Raw genomic sequence first — 20,725 nt, forward strand, 5'->3', positions numbered from 1 at the left:
CGTCAGGCGAAAATGCGAAACGGCGCGGAGACCGCGCCGTCAAAATATCAGGGCTTGTTCGCGGCCACGGGCTCGCCCTTGACGCGGACTTCCGCGATCATGGCGCGGACGACGCGGACCTTCACGCCTTCGGCGATTTCGGCTTCGATCTCGTCTTGGCCTTCGGTGACCTTGGTGACCTTGGCGACGAGACCGCCGCCGAGCACAACCTGGTCGCCGCGACGGATGTTCTTCAGGATTTCCTCGCGCTTTTTGACCTGCTGGCGCTGCGGCCGGAAAATCAGGAAATAGAAGACCACCATCATCGGCACGAAGAGAAGAAGAATGTCCAATCCGCCGCCCAGCGGCGAGGACTGCGACGTTGCCGACTGCGCGAAGGCTTCCGTGAAAATCATCTGATACTCCCGACGATGAAACTTGGACGGCCTGATATGGCCGGTTTTCTGGCCGCCGGAATATAGGAAGATGGCCTGTCAATGCAACAGCGGCGTTGGAAATAACCATTCGTAAACCGACGTTTTCACCCGCTTCCGACCTTTCGGGCCCCTGCCCCGCATGTTAGCTGCCTCCCTCACAGGAAAAAGGAGCGACACGATGAACGACGAAATCCTCGCCGCGATCCTCACCGAATTGAAAAGACTGGCCGATGCGGCGGAACGAAGCGCCGGTCCCAAGGCGCCCGTGGTCGACTGGGCGGCGGCGGATTGCTTCGTCTGGGCGCCGGAGCGCCTGGCGCTGCAGGCGGTCGCCCGACCCAACCGCGTCGATCTCTCGCTCATCAAGGGCGTCGATCATGTGAAGTCGATTCTGCATGACAACACCGAGCGTTTCGGCGCGGGCTTTCCGGCCAACAATGTGCTGCTCTGGGGCGCGCGCGGCATGGGCAAGAGTTCGCTGGTCAAGGCGGTGCATGCCGCCGTCAACGACGCGCTGTCGATCCGGCTCAAACTGGTGGAGGTGCATCGCGAGGATATCGACACCCTTCCGGCGCTGATGGACATCCTCAAGACCAGCGGCGAGCGGATCATGCTGTTCTGCGACGACCTCTCCTTCGACCATGACGACACGTCCTACAAGTCTCTGAAGGCGGCGCTGGACGGCGGCGTCGAGGGGCGGCCCGACAATGTCGTCTTCTATGCGACGTCCAACCGGCGGCATCTCCTGCCGCGCAACATGATCGAAAACGAGCAGTCCACCGCGATCAATCCGTCCGAGGCGGTCGAGGAGAAAGTGTCGCTGTCGGATCGCTTCGGCTTGTGGCTCGGCTTCCACAAATGCAGCCAGGACGACTATCTCGCGATGATCGACGGCTATGCCGACTATTTCAAGCTCACGGCCGCACGCGAGCAGATGCATGCGGAGGCGCTGGAATGGGCGACGACGCGCGGTTCGCGCTCCGGCCGCGTCGCCTGGCAGTTCATCCAGGATCTCGCGGGGCGTCTGCGGCAAACGCTTTGAGATCTACCGGAAACGAAGGAAGCCCGGCTGAGGGGCCGGGCTTCTCACGCGCGATCCTCCGACGCACAACTTACTGGAGGAACGTCATCGGGTTGACGGCCACGGCGTTCTGCCGGACCTCGAAGTGAAGCTTGGGACGCTTGGCGCCGCCGCTCATGCCGGAATTGGCGATGACCTGGCCGCGGGTGACCTTGTCGCCGCGCTTGACGTTGAGCGCCGCGGCATTGCCGTAGACGGTGACGGTGCCGTCATCGTGACGGACGAGAACCGTGTTGCCGAGATCCTTGAGGCCGCTGCCGGAATAGATGACGACGCCGTTTTCAGCCGCCTTGACCGGCGTGCCTTCGGGCACGGAAATGTCGATGCCGGTGTTGCGGGCGCCGTCGACGTTCTGGCCGTAACCGGCGATCACCGCGCCGCGAACCGGCCAGCGGAACTTGCCGATGCCCGTGGCGTCAGGAGCGTCCTCGCCGTTGTCGGACGATTTCTGCACTTCGGCGACGCTCTTCTCGGCCGCGGGCGGCGTATAGGTCTTCGGCTTGGCGGCGGTCGCCTGCTTGACGGCCTGGCCTTCCGGAACGGCTGCGGTCTTGACCGGATCAGCGGCTACGGCGCCGGCGGCCGGGATGACCAGCTTCTGGCCGATGCGGATATCGGCGACCTGCATGCCGTTGGCTCTCTTGAGCGCCTCGATGCTCACCTTGTTGGCGCGGGCGATCTTGGCGAGCGAATCGCCCGGCTTGACGACATAGCCTGCGCCATCGGGAGCGTCGCCGGCATCGGCGAGCTTGGCGTCGACGGCCTTCTTCTTGTCCTGCAGCGAGGCGGGAAGCGCGGCCTGCTCCTGGGCCGGGGCCTTACCCGGAACCGGGACCTTCTTGGAGCCTTCGACTGCGGGCGGCATGGCCTGCGCCACGGAATCGGTGACCGGGATCACGACGGTGCGGCCATATTTCAGGTCGGCGGCGCTTTCCATATTGTTGGCGCGCAGGATTTCCCGCTGCGGCACGCCGTATCTCGCCGAAAGGCCCGAAAGCGTCTGGCCGCTCTTGATCTCGACGCGCGGCGACCGGCTGGTGACCTTCCAGATCGACTTGGCGCTGCCGGTGCGGATCGGATCGGCGTTCCGCTGGCTGTCGAGCGTCATCACCTGGCGGGCCGGCATCGGCTGGGCGAGCGCCACGCGCTCCCCGCCCTGGCCGGGCGCGCTCAACTCAGCGCGCTGGACGCGGGACGGAGCCGCCGGAACCGTGCTGGTCCGAAGCGCGTCATAGGGCTGACCCGGATAGGGCTGGTTCGTCGCATCATTGCCATAGACATCGCCATTGGCGATGTTGGCTCTGGGCGTCGGCACCTTGCCGTTGACGGCGTTGACCCGGTGGGGAACGGATGCGGTCGTCAGCGTGTCCGTCCGCGATCGGGAAAACAGGCTGTCGAAACGCGTGACATCCGAACTGCAACCCGTCGCCGCGCCGGCGAGGAGCAACACCGTAACCAAACGGATGGAAGACATTCTGGACTTTACGACTTCATAGCTACGCATGACTGCAACCCGTGCAACGCATTACCTTGGCTATGATTAAAGCGCGTTAGAGTTACCGGGCGGTTAACCGCGAGGGATTCATTGAAATAAATCTAGGAAACGATAACCTTAACAATATCTTGCAACAGGGCTCAAAGCCCTGCGTCACAGGGTCTGCGCGACCTGTTGGACGATCGGCTGGAAGGGTGTTTCGAAAAGATCTTCCCGTTCGAAACGGCTGCCGGCCTTCACGAGACGGATCATGCGGGCCACGCCGTCCTCTCCCAGCACAGGCGCGAGCATCACGCCGCCGGACACCAATTGCTCGGCATAGATCCGCGGAAAGGCGGAAAAGCCGGCGGTGATGAGAATGCGATCGAAGGTGCCCTCGCCCTGCAGCCCGACATTGCCGTCGGCCTGGCGGACGATGACGTTGCGCAGCGCGAGCTTGTCCATGCGCTCCTGGGCGAGATTGACCAGGGTGCGATAGCGATCGATGGTCAGCACTCTTTCCGCGATACGCCCCATCACGGCGGCGGTGAAGCCGCTGCCGGTGCCGATTTCCAGCACGCGATGGCTGGGCTTGAGCTTGAGGAGATCGATGAGCATGGCGGCGAGATCCACGCCCTCCATCACCGCACCGCATTCGATCGGCAGGGTGCGCGCGCTCCAGGCATTGGCCATGAAATCCGAGGGCACGAAGAGATGGCGCGGCGTCTGCTCGATGGCATTGAGCAGTTCGGGACTGGTGACGCCCCGGGCGCGCAGCCTGAGGCAAAGAGCGGCAAATCCTTCCTTGCTGCTCACGCTCTGGGGCATGTCAGCCGTCCTTCAGCGCCTGGTCGATCCGGTCGAGCAGGCTGTAATCGGTCAGGTCGAGCTTGAGCGGCGTCACCGAAATCTTGTCGGCCTTCAGCGCATGGATATCGGTGCCCTCGCGGAAATCGCCCTGCCGATTGTCGAATTTCAGCCAGTAATAGGGGAAACCGCGTCCGTCGATGCGCCGCTCGACATTGACGCCGAAATCGAGCTTGCCCTGCGAGGTCACCTCCACACCCTTGACGTCCGCAGGCGCGCAATTGGGGAAGTTGAGATTCATCAGCGTCCAGGCGGGCATGTCGACGTCGATCAGCTTTTTGATCAGGTCCGGCGCATAGAGCTCGGCGATCTCCCAGGGGGTGACGCGCTCGCCGTCGACATAGGCTGCGGCCTGGCTGAGCGCGAAAGACTTCACGCCCTGCAGCGTGCCCTCGATTGCGCCGGCGATCGTGCCAGAATAGGTGACATCGTCGGCCATGTTGGCGCCGGCGTTGACGCCCGAAAGCACCAGATCCGGTTTGCCCGGCAGCACTTCCTTGCAGCCCATGATGACGCAATCGGTCGGCGTGCCGCGGAGCGCGAAATGCTTGTCGGAAATCTTCCGGAGCCGCAAAGGCTCCGAAAGGGTCAGCGAATGAGCGAGCCCGCTCTGATCGGTCTCCGGCGCAATGATCCAGACGTCGTCCGACAGCGTGCGGGCGATGCGTTCCAGCACCGCGAGGCCTTCGGCATGGACGCCATCGTCATTGGTCAAGAGGATCCGCATGGGCTCAGCTCGCTTTCTCGATCTTCTTCAGACCGCCCATATAAGGCAGCAACACATCCGGAATTGTGATGGAGCCGTCCTCATTGAGATAATTTTCCATCACGGCGATCAGGGCGCGACCCACGGCGGTGCCGGAGCCGTTCAGCGTATGGACGAACTTGACCGATTTGTCGTCGCGGTCGCGATAACGCGCATTCATGCGGCGCGCCTGGAAATCGCCGCAGACCGAGCAAGACGAGATCTCGCGATAGGTGTTCTGGCCCGGCAGCCAGACTTCGATGTCATAGGTCTTCTGCGAGCCGAAGCCCATATCACCGGTGCAGAGCGTCATGGTGCGGAAATGCAGGCCGAGCTTCTTGAGCACGGTTTCGGCGCATTCCGTCATCCGCTCATGCTCGGCGATCGAGGATTGGGCGTCGGTGATCGACACGAGCTCGACCTTGTTGAACTGGTGCTGGCGCAGCATGCCGCGCGTGTCGCGACCTGCCGAGCCCGCCTCCGAGCGGAAGCAAGGCGTAAGCGCGGTCAGGCGCAGAGGCAGCGCGTCGTGTTCGAGGATCTGCTCGCGAACGAGATTGGTCAGCGGCACTTCCGCCGTCGGGATCAGCCAGCGGTCGTCGGTGGTGCGGAACAGGTCCTCAGCGAATTTCGGCAGCTGGCCGGTGCCGTACATGGCGTCGTCGCGCACCATCAGCGGCGGCTGCACTTCGGTATAACCATGCTCCATCGTATGCGTGTCGAGCATGAACTGGCCGATAGCGCGCTCCAGCCGGGCGAGCTGGCCCTTGAGGATGGTGAAGCGGGCGCCGGCGATCTTGGCTGCGCCTTCGAAATCCATCCAGCCGAGCGCTTCGCCGATTTCGTAATGCTCTTTGGCGGGATGGTTCCAGCGCGGCTTGTCGCCGATGACGCGGGTTACGGCGTTGTCGTGCTCGTCCTTGCCGACCGGCACGTCGTCGAGCGGAATATTGGGGATTCGCGACAGCGCGTCGTTGAGCTCGGCGGTGATGCGGCGCTCTTCTTCCTCGGCGGCGGGCAGATCGAGCTTGATCGCCGCGACTTCCGCCTTCAGCTTGTCCGCCAGCTCCGTATTCTTCTGGCCCATGGCCGCGCCGATCTCCTTGGAGGCGGCGTTGCGGCGCGACTGCATGTCCTGCGCCTTCTGGACGATGGCGCGGCGCGCCTCATCGAGCGCGATGAGGGTGGCGGACTGGGCTTCGGCTCCGCGTTTTCCGAGCGCGGCGTCGAGCGCCGCCGCATTGTCGCGAATCCATTTGATATCGAGCATATGAACACCGTCTCTTGGCTCAGGGGCGGAATCCCGACGCATCGTGATTCCGGGTCACCGTGGTTTTGGCGCGAGGAGAGCGGAAAGACAAGCCGCAAGCGCGGCTTGCCGGGCAAATCAGGCGGAACCCTCTGAGCTTTCGTCGGAAAGCCGCAATTTCCTCGTCTTTTCGATCAGACGCGCCGCGTAGATGGCGATCTCATAGAGGATGATCGTCGGGATCGCGAGACCGAGCTGCGAGATCGGATCCGGCGGGGTCAACACGGCAGCGACGATGAAGGCGATCACGACCGCGTATTTGCGCTTGTCGGCGAGCGTCTTCGAGGTCAGCAGATCGACGCGCACCAGCAGCGATGTCACCACCGGAAGCTGGAACACCAGTCCGAAGGAAAAGATCAGCGTCATGATCAGGCTGAGATATTCCGAAACTTTCGGCATCAGCGAAATCGCGATCTGCCCCTCGCCGCCCGTCTGCTGCATGGACAGGAAGAACCACATCACCATCGGGGTGAAGAGGAAATAGACCATGGCGCCGCCGAGCAGGAACAGCACCGGCGAGGCGATCAGAAACGGCATGAACGCGGCGCGTTCGTTCTTATAGAGGCCGGGCGCAACGAATTTGTAGATCTGCGTCGCGATCACCGGAAAGGCGATCACCATAGCGCCGAACATCGCCACCTTGATCTGGGTGAAGAAGAATTCCTGCGGCGCGGTGTAGATCATCTCCGTCGTGGCAGGGTCGAGATGCGACCAATCGACGGCAATGCGATAGGGCACCACCAGCGCATTGAACAACTGCTCGGCGAAATAGAAGCAGACCAGAAAGGCCGCGAAAAACGCGACGACGGCCCAGATCAGCCTCTGGCGCAGTTCGATCAGATGCTCGATGAGCGGCTGCGGCTTGTCCTCGATCTCGTCACTCATGCGTCACCGGTCTCGTCGGTTTTCTTGGCAGCCTTTTTCCTAGGCTTCGGCGCGTCGGATGCAACGCCTTCCGCTTTGGCGGCGGTCTTGCGCGGCGCGCGCGGCGTTTTCACCACTTCGCTTTCGCCTTCGGCTTTTTCCGCCTTGGGCTTGGAGGTCCGCTTGGCCTTTGGCTTTGCGTCCTGAACGACCGGAAGAGGGTTCGCCTCCACCACCGCCGGAACGGGCTTGGGGTCGACCACGGCCGGCGGCGAAGCCGGCTGCACGACGGCAGGCGGAGCGGCCACAGGCGCTTTGGTCTCGTCCGGCTGCGCTTCAGCGGGCGATGGCGCGAGCTTCGCCACCGGTTCAAGGACCGGATTGGATGCAGGCGCGGGGGCCTCGTCCTCGGTCTTCTCACCGGTCACGGGCGTCTCAGCAGACGAAGCAGGCTCGTCCTTGAGATCGGTCGCCTTGCGCAGGTCGGACTTGATGTCCTCGCCGAGCTTTCGGATCGGATTGATCGCGTCACGCAGGCTGTTGGCCGGATTGAGCTTGTTGACCTCGCTCAGACCTTTTCGAACATCGTCGAGTTCCGCCTCGCGCAGAGCCTCATCGAATTGTGAACGAAACTCGTTGGCCATACCGCGCACGCGCGTCGCCATGCGTCCAAATGTCCTGAGCATTCCAGGCAGGTCCTTGGGACCCACCACGATGATGAGTATGAGCGCGATGACGAGGATCTCGCTCCAGCCGACTTCCAGCATGATGATTATCCTGCGGCTGGAGCGGCAAGGGCCGCCCCTGCCGGCGCTTTGTTACTTCGCTTCGTCGGCCTTGTGGTCCACGGTCGGCGTCTTCTCGGCAGTTTCTTCCTCGGCCATGCCCTTCTTGAAGTTCTTGATGCCCTTGGCGACGTCGCCCATCAATTCGGGGATCTTGCCGCGGCCGAAGAAAATCAGGATCACGGCCAGAACAATCAGCCAGTGCCATACGCTAAAGGAACCCATGCTCACACTCCCAGTTTTGTGCCCTAAAGACTTAGTCGCTCTTTATGGCTTTTTCAAACACCAATGTATCACGTTCGCTCATCGAGACAACGACGTCCCTAAGGCCATGCGGCACTTCGTCGGCCCGGATACGCGCCCGGATCGGCTCTTCGAGGCCTTCAACGGCCAGTGTGAACATGTCGACCACGCCCAAAAACCGGCGTGACAGGATGCGGGCCTTGGCGCCGTCGCCATCGGCAGCGATTTTGAGACCCGACAGCCGCAAGGCAACATCCACAGTTTTGTGATCGTCGACGCCGGGCGCGGCGATTGCGCCGAGCGGAGTTTCCACCTGACCGCGTAAAACCACGCCTTCGAACAGATTGACCTCGGAAAAAAACGACGCGGCGAACAGATTGGCCGGATTCCGGTAGAGGATATCGGAAGGACCGACCTGCACCAATCGGCCATCCTTAAGAAGCGCGATGCGGTCGGCCATGCGCATGGCCTCTTCCGCGTCATGGGTCACCACGATCGCGGTCACGCGCGCCTCGCGAAGAATTGAAAGCGTGTCGGCGCGGATCGCATCCTTGAGCCGGGAATCGAGACCCGAAAAGGGTTCGTCCATCAAAAGCACCGCCGGGCGCGGCGCGAGCGCGCGCGCCAGGGCGACGCGCTGCTGCTGGCCGCCCGACAGCCGGTGCGGATAATCCTCGGCGTAATCGGCGAGCCCCACCCGCTCCAGCGCGTGAAGCGCCTCGGTCCTCGCTTCCTCCTTGGGAAGCGCAGTCAGCCCATAGCGGACATTGTCGGCGATGGTCATATGCGGAAACAGTGCGAAATCCTGGAACATCAGGCCGACTCCCCGCCGCTCGGGCGGCAGGAACGTCGCCGGTCCAGCGATTTCGCGACCATTCAGAAGAACGCGCCCGGCGCTCTGGGCCTCGATGCCGGCGGCGATGCGCAAAAGCGTCGTCTTGCCGGAGCCGGAAGGCCCGAGCAGGCAGAGCACCTCGCCCGGCTCCACAGTGAGGGTCAGATCCTGCAGGATCGGCTTGCCGCCATAGCTATGGGTGATGTTCTCGAAGCTCAGGCCGGCTGCGAAGGTCACGCCAGCCGATCGGCGGGGGCTCTGCGCATCCTTCTGGCTGTTGGTCGTCGGCAATGGCGTCTGTCCCGGCGGGGACAGGCCCGCTCACTTAAAGATGACGCTATTCATCCGCTTCACCCCCGGGAGTCAAGAGGCCGAGCTCTTCGAGATCGAGCTGGGTGATGGGATCCTCGTCGCCCGAGAGCTCGTCGTCGCTCTTGGGGATGGGCGCGGACAGTCCGGCAGGAATGCGGCCCGTCAGCAGGCCGGCGGCCTTGAGCTCTTCAATTCCCGGAAGATCGCGGATCTCCTCAAGGCCGAAGTGATCGAGGAAGTCGCGGGTGGTGCCGAAGGTGACGGGGCGGCCCGGCGTGCGGCGGCGGCCGCGGAACTTGACCCAACCCGCCTCCAGCAACACATCGAGGGTGCCCTTGGACGTCTGCACGCCTCTGATGTCCTCGATCTCGGCGCGCGTCACCGGTTGGTGATAGGCGATGATCGCCAGCACTTCGAGCGCGGCGCGCGACAGCTTCTTGGGCTCCTGCCCTTCCTGTCGAACGGCGAAGGAGAGATCGGCCGCGGTGCGGAAGGCCCAGAAGCCGTCGATCTTGACGAGATTGACGCCGCGGGCGGCGTAGAAACGGCTGAGTTCTGCAAGGATGCGCGGCACGTCGGCCCCGCGCGGCAGGCGTTCGGTGAGGTAATGCTCCGACACCGGATTGGCGGAGGCGAAGATCAGGGCTTCGGCGGCCCGCGCCGCGTCCGAATTCAGGATGTCGCCGAGAAGAGCCTGGGTCTCAGGCGTGATGACGTCAGTCACGGCCCGCCTCCATGGCTTCGAGATCGGCGTCGGTGATGGGATTGGAGCCCGTGCGCATGAAGATCGGCTGGAAGGCGCCCTCCTGCCGCACCTCGATGCGGCGTTCGCGGATCAGTTCCAGCGTGGCGGCGAAAGAACTGGCGATGGCGGTGGCCCTTTCTTCGGGATCGGCGGCGTAGCGGATAAGAAATGTGTCGAGCGCCGTCCAGTCATCGAGCGCGCCGACGATCCGCGCCAGCATCAGCCGCGCGTCGGCGAGCGACCAGACCTTTCGTCTCTGGATGGTGACATTGGTGATCGCCTGCCTCTGCCGCAAATTTGCATAGGCCGAGAGCAGATCATAGAGCGAGGCGTCATAGGCCGACTTCCGCTCATCGGGAATGAATTCCGGCGCGCCGCGAGCGAAGAAATCCCGGCCCAGCCGGTTTCGATTGACGAGGCGCATGGCGGCGTCGCGGATCGCCTCGAGCCGCCGGAGGCGATAAGCGAGCGTGGCCGCCAACTCCTCGCCCGAGGGACCGTCATCCTTCGGCGCCTGCGGGATCAGCAGGCGCGACTTGAGATAAGCGAGCCAGGCGGCCATCACCAGATAGTCGGCGGCCAGTTCCAGCCGGACACGGCGGGCGCTTTCGATGAAGTCGAGATATTGCTCGGCCAGCGCCAGCACCGAGATGCGGGCGAGATCGACTTTCTGATTGCGGGCGAGATGAAGCAGCAGGTCGAGCGGACCTTCGAACCCGCCGACATCGATCACCAGCGCAGGCTCGACCTCAGCCACAGGCAGGGTTTCGTCGACCCTGACCGGCCGATCCTCCCAGAGTTTTTCGAGAGGCGCTTGATCCTGCGCGTCAGCCCCCGCCATTGCGCTGCCTCAAGCCGACGGCAGAAGCGCGGCGAACTCTGCCCGCAGTTCGGCCTCATTGCTGTCGTCCGGCGCGGTGAAGGCCGCCATAGCGCGGTCGGCGCGTTCTTTCGTCTTGCCGGCGATCGGCTTGACCTGCGCGATGACGTCCAGCATCTCTTGCATCGCGCCATTGCAATGGAGGACGACATCGCAGCCGTTCGAGGCGATGGCGCGGGCTCGTTCGCCGAGCGTGCCCTTGAGCGCGTTCATGGAGCTGTCGTCGGACAGCAACAGGCCGTCGAAGCCGAATTCGCCGCGAATGATCTCCTCGATCACCTTACGCGAGGTGGTGGCAGGGTTTTCCGGATCGATGGCGGTGAACACCACATGGGCGGACATGCCCATCACTTCGCCGGTCAGCGCCTTGAAGGGCGGGAAATCATGGGCGCGCAACTCGTCCAGCGGCGTGTCGACCACGGGTAGATCGTGATGGGAATCGGCGAAGGCGCGGCCATGACCCGGCATGTGTTTCATCACCGGCAGCATGCCGCCGGCCTTCAGACCATCGGCGGCGGCGCGGCCCATCTGGGTGACGATCTCGGGATTCTTGCCATAAGCGCGGTTGCCGATCACGTCGTTTGCGCCTTCCACCGGCACGTCCAGCACCGGCAGGCAGTCGACATTGATGCCGAGCTTCAGAAGGTCGAAGGCGTGCAGGCGCGACATCAGCCAGGCGGCGCGGACGCCTCTGGCCGGGTCCTGCCGCCAGATATCGCCGAGGTCGCGGCCGGAAGGGTAACGCGGGCAGAGCGGTTCGCGGATGCGCTGGACGCGACCGCCTTCCTGGTCGATCAGCACCGGAGCATTGCGGCCGACGCTGTCGCGCATATCCGCGACCAGCCGCTTGATCTGCTCGGCGTCGGCGGAGATGTTGCGCGCGAACAGGATGAAGCCCCAAGGGTTGGCGTCGCGATAGAAGGCGCGCTCGGCTTCGGTGAGTTCGAGGCCGCTCGCCCCGAAGATAACGGCGTTGACGTCGGTCATGGATGATCTCTCGTGTCGATGTTCAGATGCCGTCATCGCAAGAACCGCGTTTCAGCTCTGCGCGACATGCTGGAAAACACGCGCGGCCGGAACGAAATGTCCCGGCCGCGCGCAGATTAATCGGAAAACTTACTTGGAAACAAGGCAGGAACCGCCGGCGGCCTTGTAGCGAGCGCAGAGCTCCTGAGCCTCCTGCTTCGAGCCAGCAGGAATGCGGACGCGATAATAGGTGCCCTTGTTGGCGATCTGAGCGCGCTTGATATCCACGCCGCGGCCGCCGATCACGCCGGCAAACTTCACCGACAGACGCTTGTAGGAAGTTTCGGCGTCGGACTGGCTCGGCAGCGAGGCGATCTGGATCACATAGGAGCCGGCCGGCGTCGGCGTCTGCGCCACGGGCGCTTCAGCCTGCGGCTCGGCGCTCGCTGTCTGGGCCTCGGCAGGCTGACCGTCGGTCACGCGTCCCTGATCCGTGACGGCGCCGATGACGTTGACCGGCTGCTCCGCGGGACGGCTTGATGGAACCGGCGTGTTGGCCGGCGCGGACGCAGTTTCCACCGACTCGGCCGGCGCCGTCTGCTCAGGCGCGGTTTCTACAGGCGCGGTTTCCGGCGAGGCTGTGTCGGTCGGTTCGGTCGCGGCCGGGACATCGGCCTGCGAGGCGGCGGCGATGGCCGCCTGGTCGGCGGTGACGCCGCCATCGGCCGGAGCCTCGGTCGTGGTCTCTGCTGCGTCGGTTTCGTTGTCGGCGGCGGGCTGAGTCTCCGCGGCTGCGGGTTCGACGGAGCGAGCCGTCTGTTCCTGACCGATGGAGGGGTCGGCGGAAGCCTGCTCGATCGTGCGCGAAATATCATCCGGCTGCAGCCGTTCGGGCACGTCCGCCGGCTGGGTGGTCGCCTCTGCCGGCGCGTCCGGCGTGGCGGCGGCGGTTTCCGCCACGATCTCCTCGCGCGGCACCAGCGAGCCGTCCGGACGGACGATCATGGTGCGCACCTTGCGCGGGGCGACGCCGGTGGCGACCTTCTCCGACGTCGAGACATTTTCCGACGCGCCTTCGGGCAGAAGGCGGGCGTCGGTCGTGTCTTCGGTCGGCGTTCCCATGGCGTCCTGTTCGTCGTCCATGGGCAGGCTTTCCGGCAACAGCGTCTTTTGGACGACGTCGACGGGCTCCTCATTCGAGGTCACGAGGCGCGGCTGCTTGGATTCGTCGGTGCTCGCGCCCGACACGCGGTCATAGACGGCCTTGTCCTGGTTCGGAACCTTCTGGCCGCCGGGATTTTGCGGCGCGACCTTCATCGGTTCCTTGTCGGCGAGAATGATCTTCGGCTCGCCTGTCGACGCCACAAGTCCATCCGCGCCGCCGATAAAGGCGTAGACGCCCGCACCGCCCAGCAAGGCGACGCCGACCACGGAGGCGGCGAGAACCAGAATGCGCCGCGAGCGGCCGCGATCCTCCCGCGTCTCCTCGATATCGACGGGCGACAGGGCCACGCGGTCGAGATTGACGGTGGCGCGGTTCTCCGACAGCGAGCGGCGGAAATCTTCTTCAAGGGCCTTTTCGAATTCGTCGAAATCGCCCGTCGCCTTGTCAGGCGCAGCAGCGGGAGCAACGCTTTCGACGCGTCCAGCCGACCGGCTCGGAATTACGGTGGCCGTCGGCTCGGGACGAGCGGCGAAAAACTCCGCCATATCAGCGTCGATATCGAGGTCGTAGTCGGCCGGATCGGTCGCAGCCGGTTCGTGATCGACCACCGGCAGTTCCGGCACATCGATCTCGGCCAGAGCCTCGAGCGCGTCTTCCTCGACGGAGATCTGCGAGGGATCGAACGGCAAGGAGGCAAGATCGGCGACTTCAGGCTTGACCGGAGCCGCGTCGATGACCACGGGCGCTTCGCGCGCAGGCTTCACGATATTTTCGACGGCGGGATAGGAGTCGTCGATCACCTTCGGCGCAGGTGCGGCGGCAACGGGCTTTGCGGCCGGCGCGTCATCCATGACGTCGAGCAGGTCGAGTTCGATTTCGCGGAGATCGAGTTCGAACGCGCTCTCATCGAACAGATCGGCGTCGGAGAAAAACGGGAAATCGTCGTCATCGGCGGTTTCGACCACGTCCTTGCGGGCCACCGGCTCGACGAGGGCGACATCCGGGGCGGCCGAGGGAGCGCGCGGCGCAGCAACCGGCTCTGCAGGAACCGCAACCGGCGCCATGGCCGTAGCGACGGGGGCCGGCTCGGGCGCGTCAAAAGAGGGAGCAGGAGCGACCGGCGGAACGATTTTGTCCGCGCCCGCGCCGAAGGAGGTCGACCGCGACCAGCCGGTGCGGGTCACGACGGGATAGCGTTCCACATCGGCGAGAAGCCTGTCGAGCGCCATGGCGTCCGCCGTCGAGGGGCGGTCGTCGCGCACGGGTTCGGGTTCGACCACCGCTTCCACGAAGGGCTCGGCGGCGATCGGCTGGCGCCAGAACGCGTCGTCATCCAGAGACGATGGATCGACGGAGGGCGTGGACCGGGACACGGATTGCGGTTCGTCGCGATCGGTTTCATCGTGACGAACGTCGACCGGCTCAGACAGATCCGAGGTTTCGGCCATGGACCGATGCAATTCGTCTTCGAGCGCCTCGACCAGGGTGTCGACCGGAAAATCCTCGGCGTCGTCCCAATCGGCGGCGGCGAAATCCTGGGGCTCCACATATTCGGCGTCGCTCTCAGGCTCGGCGTCGATATCGAGTTCGCCGAACGCCTCGACGAAGTCGGCTTCGTCCAGCGGCCAAGCGCCGGCGTCGAGGCTCTCTTCCTCCTGATGCGCGACCGGCGCGGGTTCAGGAGCGTAGACCGGTAGCTCGGGTTCGCGGCGGGCAAAGACAGGAATGCTCGGGGAGACCGGCGCCGAACCGCCACGGCGGGCGTCGAAGGCCGCGAATTCCTGCATGATCTCTTCTTCGAGATCGAACAGCGAGCGACCCACGGGGTCGAGACGAGGCTGCGGCGCGGCGTCGAACACCGGTTCTGCAGGCGATGTTACGACGGACGGATCGGGAACGGACCGAGCGACGGTTTCTTCGGGCGCGACGGGCGCATAGACCTGAGGCTCGCCGGCGACCGGCTCGAAAGACGGCGCGGACCAGGGATCACGAGCGACCGGCGCTGCGGAAAAGCGAACATCCTGATCGAGATCAGGCGCGACGAAAGAGTCCGGCACAGCAGGCGTCGGCGCAGCCGGCGCGTCCTCTCCAACCTCATATTGCTCGAGCCCCTTCAGGAGTTCGTCTTCGAGGTTGAATTCGGGTTCGCGCCGCGGGGTCGAGATCCGCGCGCGGCTGGGCGTGACGGGAAGGTCGAAATTGACGATCCGGGCAAGCTCGGCCAACGGATCGTCTTCCGCCAGGAAGCCGTCGTCGGCGTTTTTCTTCAGCACCCGCTGGTTATCTGCCATTTCACCACTCAATCACGCATCTCGCACAGGACATGCCAGAGCATTGTGGGCAAATGGTGGCTTCGTTACATCTCGTCCGGCGCGGATGTGCCAAGAATGGACAATCCGGATTTCAGAACAGCAGAAACGGCGCGCACCAGCCCAAGCCTGGCCTGGGTCAATTCTCTATCGTTAGCCTTAACAAACCGTAACTCGGGATTATCACGGCCCTTGTTGTAATGCGCACTGAAGACTCCCGCCAAATCATACAGGAAATACGGCAGGCGGTGCGGCTCCATTGCGGAGGCTGCTGATTCGATCAGTCTCGGATATTCTGCCAGTTTGGCGACAAGCTGCAACTCGCTGGGGTCGGTGATCAGCTTTTTCGCCGCTTCCGAGAGCGATTCCGCGTCGATTTCGAGATCCGGGAAGGCTTCCAGCGCCTGACGGAACACCGAAGCGCAGCGCGCATGCGCATATTGCACATAGAAGACCGGATTGTTGCTCGACTGCTCCGTCACCTTGGCGAAGTCGAAATCGAGCTGTTCGGTGCTCTTGCGATAGATCATCATGAAGCGGACGGCGTCGGAGCCGACTTCGTCCACCACGTCGCGCAGCGTCACAAAGTTGCCGGCGCGCTTGGACATCTTGAACGGCTCGCCGTCCTTGTAGAGATTGATCAGCTGGTAGAGCAGCACGGTCAGCTTGGCCTTGCCCTCGGACACGGCGCGCGCCACGGCTTCCAGGCGCTTGACATAGCCGCCATGGTCGGCGCCGAGCACATAGACCATCTCGCTGAAGCCGCGATCATACTTGTTCTTGAAATAGGCCACGTCGGCGGCGAAATAGGTGTAGGAGCCGTCCGACTTCATCAGCGGCCGGTCCATGTCGTCGCCGACATCCGTCGACCGGAACAGCACCTGCTCGCGATCTTCCCAGTCTTCCGGAACCTGGCCCTTCGGCGGCGGCAGCGAGCCGCGATAGACATGGCCCTTATAGGTCAGGTCGTTGATGGCGCTCTGGATCAGCGCGCCGCCATCGGCATGCAGCGTGCGCTCGGAGAAAAACACGTCGTGATGAACCTTGAGCATGGCGAGGTCGTCGCGGATCATCGCCATCATCGCGTCGATGGCGCGATCCTTGATGATCGGCATCCATTCAGCTTCGGTCATGCCGCGCAGCTTCGAGCCGAATTCATCCTTGAGCGCCTGACCGACCGGCACGAGATAATCGCCGGGATAGAGACCCTCCGGGATGTCGCCGATGGTTTCGCCGAGCGCCTCGCGGTAACGCAGGAACACCGAACGGGCGAGCGTCTCGATCTGCGAGCCGGCGTCGTTGATGTAATATTCCTTGGTGACGTCGTAGCCGGCGGCGATCAGCAGATTGGCGAGCGAATCCCCCACAACGGCGTTGCGGCAATGGCCGACATGCATCGGGCCGGTCGGATTGGCGGAAACATATTCCACATTGACCTTGCGGCCGCCGCCGACGGTCGACAGGCCATAGGCCTCGCCCTTGGCGATCACGCCCGCCAGGAACCGGCTCCAATAGGCGACCGAGAGGCGAATATTGATGAAGCCGGGGCCGGCGACCGCGACTTCGGCCACATCGGCGTCTTCCCTGAGATGCTTGATGATCTCTTCGGCCAGCGCGCGCGGGGCCATGCCCATCGGCTTGGACAGAACCATGGCGGCATTGGTGGCGAGATCGCCATGCGAGGCGTCGCGCGGCGGTTCGACGACGACGCGGCTCAAATCAGCGCCGCGCTTGTCCTCCGGAATGACCTTGTCGGTCAGGATGGATTTGATCCGGGTTTCGAATTCCGCAAACAGGTTCATCGCATATCCTTTCGGCGGCGGTCGCTATCGCAGCCGCCGTCTCAGCCTTTTAGCGGGCTGCCCTATCGCAAATCGGGTGTGCGGTCAAACAAGCGCCTGTGCGCGGCGATGGCGTAGGTGTCGGTCATGCCGGCCAGATAGTCGCCGACATGCCGCGCCTTCACATGCTCCGGCATGCTCTCGATCTGGTCGTACCAGTAATGGCTCTGCATCTCCTTGGGCGCGGCCATGAAGGCGGCATAGAGGTCGGTGACGATCTGGGCTGCGCCTGCGCGGATGCGCATGATCTCGGGATGCCGGTAGATATGGGTGAACAGCAGTTTCTTGATCTGCTTGTCGGTGACCGACATTTCCTCGGAGAAACCCGCGAAGGTCAGTCCGGCGCCGCGGATGTCATCGGCGCTCATCGGCTGCACGTCCTTGAGACGCTGCTGGGTGACGCCGATCACATCCTCCACCATGCGGGTGATCTGACGGCGCATGATTTCATGGGTGAGCCGGCTCTCTTCCAGGCCCGGATAGCGGTCGCGCACCTCGCGCATCAACCCGGCGAGGAACGGCACCTCTTCCAGCATGTCGAAGGTCAGATAGCCCGAACGGAGGCCGTCGTCGATGTCATGGGTGTTGTAGGCGATGTCGTCGGCGATCGCCGCGACCTGGGCTTCGAGACTGGCGTGATTGGACAGTTCGAGATCGTAAAGCCCGCAATAATCAAGAATCGGCTGCGGCACGGGGCCGCGCGTGCCCTGCCCGTCCGGCCCGATCAGCGGACCGTTGTGCTTGACCAGGCCTTCAAGGCTTTCCCAGGTCAGGTTCAACCCGTCGAATTCCGCGTAGCGGCGTTCGAGCTTGGTGACGATGCGCAGCGACTGGGCGTTGTGGTCGAAGCCGCCATAGGGTTCGAGCGCGGCATGCAGGGCGTCCTCGCCGGTATGGCCGAAGGGCGTGTGGCCGAAATCATGGACCAGCGCCACGCCCTCGGCCAGATCTTCATCGAGCCTGAGCGCGCGGGCCAGAGCGCGGGCGATCTGCGCCACTTCGATCGTATGGGTCAGCCGGGTGCGGTAATGATCGCCGTCATGGGCGATGAACACCTGCGTCTTGTGCTTCAAACGCCGGAAGGCGGTGGTGTGGACGATACGGTCGCGGTCGCGCTGGAAATCGGAGCGCGTCGGGCTGCCGCCTTCGGGAAACAGTCGTCCGCGCGTCTTCCAGGCATCCGCTGCGTAAGGCGCGAGCGCGCCGACGCCGAAACCGAGGGCCTGCCTGTCTATCGTCATGAACTCCATTCCCATTGACGCCTGTCCGCCTCCTACTTACCTAGTGCTTCAAGTCAATAAAAGCAGGACATTGCCCGAAGCTTCTCTTTTGGCGTATCATCAACTCACCCAACGGACCTTGACCCCGCTTGGAGAGGAAGACCAGCATGAGCAACACAGTTTCACTCACCGACGCGGCCGCCCGCCGCATCGCCACGATCGTCGCCAAGGATCCAGCCAAGACCGCATTGCGCGTCTCGGTCGAAGGCGGCGGCTGTTCGGGCTTTTCCTACAAGTTCGATCTGGTCAGCGACCAGGGCGACGACGATCTCGTCATCGAGAAGAACAACGCCAGGGTGCTGATCGATTCGATGTCGGTCGTCTACATGGAAGGTTCAGAAATCGACTTCGTCGACAATCTGATGGGCCAGAGTTTTCAGATCAAGAATCCGAATGCGGTAGCAAGCTGCGGATGCGGAACGAGTTTCGCCATCTGAAGGCTGTTCGGCGATTGATTCAGGATCTGGCGGCACATCTCGGAAAAGGTTAGACAAACCGTCCGAGACATCGAGCGCCGAGGAAGACCCGCATGAAAATCGCCACCTGGAACATCAACGGCGTCCGCGCGCGCATCGACAATCTCCTGGCCTGGCTGAAGGAATCCGCTCCGGACATCGTCTGCCTGCAGGAAATCAAGTGCCAGGACGACGCCTTCCCGCGCGGCGAGATCGAAGCGCTCGGCTATCATGTCGAGACCCATGGCCAGAAGGGCTTCAACGGCGTGGCTCTTCTGTCGAAGCTGCGGCCTGAAGACGTGCTGCGGGGATTGCCGGGCGACGAGACCGGCGAGCAGTCGCGCTACATCGAAGGCGTTTTCTCGATCGAAGGCGGCGTGGTGCGCGTGGGTTGCCTCTATCTGCCCAACGGCAACCCCTCCGCTGACCCCGTCAAATATCCCTACAAACTGAACTGGATGCAGCGGCTGGAAGCGCATGCGCAGGCGCGGCTTGCGCTCGAAGAACCCTTCATCCTCGCCGGCGACTACAATGTCATCCCCGAGCCGCATGACTGCTGGGATCCGAAAGTCTGGGAGAATGACGCCCTCTTCCTGCCCGCGACGCGGCAGGCGTTCCGGCGGCTCGAAAATCTCGGCCTGACAGACGCCGTCAGGGCGACGTCGGACGGCGCGCCGCTCTATACGTTCTGGGACTACCAGGCCGGCAGCTGGCAGAAGAACTGGGGCATCCGCATCGACCATCTCCTGCTGTCGCCGGAAGCCGCCGATCGCCTGCAATCGACGAGCATCGAGAAATATGTCCGCGACTGGGACAAGCCGTCGGACCATGTGCCCGTGGCGGGCTTCTTCTCTTTCTGATCGGATCAGCCGAACAGTTTATCGCAGGCGAAGATCAACGCATGGCCATGGATGCCGAGCGCCGCGTAATAGCCGAAGCCGACCAGCATGCGTTCGGCCGGGGTCATGTCGTCGAGTTCGTGGCGCGGCTTGACGGTCGATTTGCTCTGGGTCAGGACGCTGAGCGCCACCATCACCGCGAGGCCGCCATAGAGCGCCGGCCAGGGAATGCCGATTCGCCAGCCGATCCACAACACGGCCGCCGTGACCAGAAATGTCGCGCCCATCAGCCCGTCGCGGGTCGGAAAGATCTGACGGATCACCTGCCCGCCGTCGAAACGCGACATCGGCAGGAGATTGAGCATGTTGAAGGCGCCGCCGACCAGCAGGAACAGCAGCACGAGATCTGCCGCCATCGGGTTTGACGGCGACGCCAGGCCATGCAGCGCCACGCCGATCGGAACCAGGAAGGCCGAGAAACCGGCTCCCATCAAGGCGCAGACGGCGACTTCCAGTCTGGAATTATAGGGCCTGCCGCCCACCGCAACACCGCCGAGCAGCGGAATGAAAATCATGCGGACTTTCTCATGCCCGAAAGCGCGATAGGCGGCCATATGGCCGAGTTCATGCAGCACGATCGTCACGGTGAGGATCGTCGACAGCGCCAGCCCATGCCCCGTCAACCCGAAGAACGGCCAGAGCAGCAGCGTCGAGATGACGGCGAGCGCCACCTGCGTCAAGGGTCGCTCGAGCAGGCCGGACTGACCCGCCTCCCCTGTCTTCAGCCATGTCTCGATATCGCGCAGCTCGCGCCTGAGCATGATGACACGATAGAGGAAGAAGGCCAGCCCACGATAGCGATCGACCAGTTCGACCGTCAGTTCCGTCCTGTTTCCGGCGCCGGTCACGCTGCGCGTCTCGGAGTAATCGGACCAGAAGACAGGATCGAGGGCGGAATCCTCCAGCACGCGCGCCGCATAGGCCAGGCCCGGCCCGCCCTGAATGCTCTCGATGGCGAGCATTCGCCGGATCGGCTCGCCGCGACGATCGTGATGGCTCATCGTCTGGAGCACGCAGCCTTCGGTTTCGCCGGCGCGGCTTTCCAGCAGCTTCGGCGACCAGGTGGCGTGTTTGCCGAGCGGATGCACCATCGCCCAAACCTGTTCCGGCGCGGCTTCGAATGTGCGGCGCATGACGATGCTGCGGCGGCCAAGCGGCGCGGCCATCAACAACCAGAGTAGCCCGACATTCAGAGCAAGCAGCAGGATCGAGGATGGCGACAGGGGCATGGGCGCTCCAAAAGAAGACGTTCGC

General features: G+C 63.6%; 19 protein-coding genes. 3 read left to right on the plus strand and 16 right to left on the minus strand.

What is annotated here, in order from left to right; genetic code table 11:
- Positions 1-47: 47 nt before the first annotated feature.
- Positions 48-395 carry a preprotein translocase subunit YajC gene (yajC, locus tag E8Q41_RS24110; RefSeq protein WP_137158112.1) on the minus strand — a complete coding sequence of 116 codons (348 nt, stop codon included), beginning with the start codon at positions 393-395 and terminating at the stop codon, positions 48-50.
- 199 nt (positions 396-594) lie between these two features.
- On the opposite strand from yajC, the gene E8Q41_RS24115 reads away from it, so the two are divergent.
- Positions 595-1,458, plus strand: a complete 864-nt coding sequence (locus E8Q41_RS24115; RefSeq protein ID WP_137158113.1) for an ATP-binding protein — start codon at positions 595-597, stop codon at positions 1,456-1,458.
- Positions 1,459-1,528: 70 nt separating this feature from the next.
- Here the strand turns inward: E8Q41_RS24115 and E8Q41_RS24120 are convergent, their stop codons facing one another.
- The 14 genes from E8Q41_RS24120 to E8Q41_RS24185 form a co-directional block, all read right to left on the minus strand.
- On the minus strand, positions 1,529-3,001 hold the full coding sequence (locus tag E8Q41_RS24120; RefSeq protein WP_137158114.1) for a peptidoglycan DD-metalloendopeptidase family protein: 1,473 nt from the start codon (positions 2,999-3,001) through the stop codon (positions 1,529-1,531).
- Positions 3,002-3,145: 144 nt separating this feature from the next.
- Complete coding sequence (locus E8Q41_RS24125; protein ID WP_137158115.1) at positions 3,146-3,799, minus strand: protein-L-isoaspartate(D-aspartate) O-methyltransferase; 654 nt, start codon at positions 3,797-3,799, stop codon at positions 3,146-3,148.
- A 1-nt stretch (position 3,800) separates the two neighbouring features.
- Positions 3,801-4,565 (minus strand): 5'/3'-nucleotidase SurE, encoded by a 765-nt coding sequence (gene surE, locus E8Q41_RS24130; RefSeq protein ID WP_137158116.1) that lies wholly within the window; start codon positions 4,563-4,565, stop codon positions 3,801-3,803.
- Between the two features lie 4 nt (positions 4,566-4,569).
- Positions 4,570-5,853, minus strand: a complete 1,284-nt coding sequence (gene serS, locus E8Q41_RS24135; RefSeq protein ID WP_137158117.1) for a serine--tRNA ligase — start codon at positions 5,851-5,853, stop codon at positions 4,570-4,572.
- Between the two features lie 117 nt (positions 5,854-5,970).
- Complete coding sequence (gene tatC, locus E8Q41_RS24140) at positions 5,971-6,777, minus strand: twin-arginine translocase subunit TatC (protein WP_137158118.1); 807 nt, start codon at positions 6,775-6,777, stop codon at positions 5,971-5,973.
- Positions 6,774-7,523, minus strand: coding sequence for a Sec-independent protein translocase protein TatB (tatB, locus tag E8Q41_RS24145; protein WP_137158119.1), 750 nt, complete (start codon positions 7,521-7,523; stop codon positions 6,774-6,776). Before tatB ends, tatC begins: the two co-directional genes overlap by 4 nt.
- A gap of 51 nt (positions 7,524-7,574) precedes the next feature.
- Positions 7,575-7,766: a twin-arginine translocase TatA/TatE family subunit gene (locus tag E8Q41_RS24150; RefSeq protein WP_137158120.1), complete on the minus strand. Its 192-nt coding sequence runs from the start codon at positions 7,764-7,766 to the stop codon at positions 7,575-7,577.
- A gap of 31 nt (positions 7,767-7,797) precedes the next feature.
- The gene (locus E8Q41_RS24155) at positions 7,798-8,910 is read right to left on the minus strand and encodes an ABC transporter ATP-binding protein (protein ID WP_137158121.1); all 1,113 of its coding nucleotides are present in this window, start codon (positions 8,908-8,910) and stop codon (positions 7,798-7,800) included.
- A 46-nt stretch (positions 8,911-8,956) separates the two neighbouring features.
- Positions 8,957-9,655, minus strand: a complete 699-nt coding sequence (gene scpB, locus E8Q41_RS24160; protein ID WP_170976600.1) for an SMC-Scp complex subunit ScpB — start codon at positions 9,653-9,655, stop codon at positions 8,957-8,959.
- On the minus strand, positions 9,648-10,517 hold the full coding sequence (locus E8Q41_RS24165) for a ScpA family protein (protein WP_137158123.1): 870 nt from the start codon (positions 10,515-10,517) through the stop codon (positions 9,648-9,650). The genes scpB and E8Q41_RS24165 overlap by 8 nt, the downstream gene beginning before the upstream one ends.
- 9 nt (positions 10,518-10,526) lie before the next feature.
- Positions 10,527-11,543 carry a beta-N-acetylhexosaminidase gene (gene nagZ, locus E8Q41_RS24170; protein ID WP_137158124.1) on the minus strand — a complete coding sequence of 339 codons (1,017 nt, stop codon included), beginning with the start codon at positions 11,541-11,543 and terminating at the stop codon, positions 10,527-10,529.
- 129 nt (positions 11,544-11,672) lie between these two features.
- Positions 11,673-14,978: an SPOR domain-containing protein gene (locus tag E8Q41_RS24175; protein ID WP_137158125.1), complete on the minus strand. Its 3,306-nt coding sequence runs from the start codon at positions 14,976-14,978 to the stop codon at positions 11,673-11,675.
- A 65-nt stretch (positions 14,979-15,043) separates the two neighbouring features.
- On the minus strand, positions 15,044-16,798 hold the full coding sequence (argS, locus tag E8Q41_RS24180) for an arginine--tRNA ligase (protein WP_137158126.1): 1,755 nt from the start codon (positions 16,796-16,798) through the stop codon (positions 15,044-15,046).
- Between the two features lie 62 nt (positions 16,799-16,860).
- Positions 16,861-18,078 carry a deoxyguanosinetriphosphate triphosphohydrolase gene (locus tag E8Q41_RS24185; protein ID WP_137158127.1) on the minus strand — a complete coding sequence of 406 codons (1,218 nt, stop codon included), beginning with the start codon at positions 18,076-18,078 and terminating at the stop codon, positions 16,861-16,863.
- Positions 18,079-18,224: 146 nt separating this feature from the next.
- On the opposite strand from E8Q41_RS24185, the gene erpA reads away from it, so the two are divergent.
- The gene (gene erpA, locus E8Q41_RS24190; protein WP_137158128.1) at positions 18,225-18,554 is read left to right on the plus strand and encodes an iron-sulfur cluster insertion protein ErpA; all 330 of its coding nucleotides are present in this window, start codon (positions 18,225-18,227) and stop codon (positions 18,552-18,554) included.
- A 92-nt stretch (positions 18,555-18,646) separates the two neighbouring features.
- The gene (gene xth / locus E8Q41_RS24195) at positions 18,647-19,432 is read left to right on the plus strand and encodes an exodeoxyribonuclease III (RefSeq protein WP_137158129.1); all 786 of its coding nucleotides are present in this window, start codon (positions 18,647-18,649) and stop codon (positions 19,430-19,432) included.
- 5 nt (positions 19,433-19,437) lie between these two features.
- Here the strand turns inward: xth and E8Q41_RS24200 are convergent, their stop codons facing one another.
- Positions 19,438-20,700, minus strand: coding sequence for a hypothetical protein (locus tag E8Q41_RS24200; RefSeq protein ID WP_137158130.1), 1,263 nt, complete (start codon positions 20,698-20,700; stop codon positions 19,438-19,440).
- Positions 20,701-20,725 lie beyond the last annotated feature (25 nt).

Origin of the sequence: Rhizobium sp. FKL33, from assembly GCF_005222915.1 — a bacterium.
Lineage (GTDB): Bacteria > Pseudomonadota > Alphaproteobacteria > Rhizobiales > Rhizobiaceae > Rhizobium_E.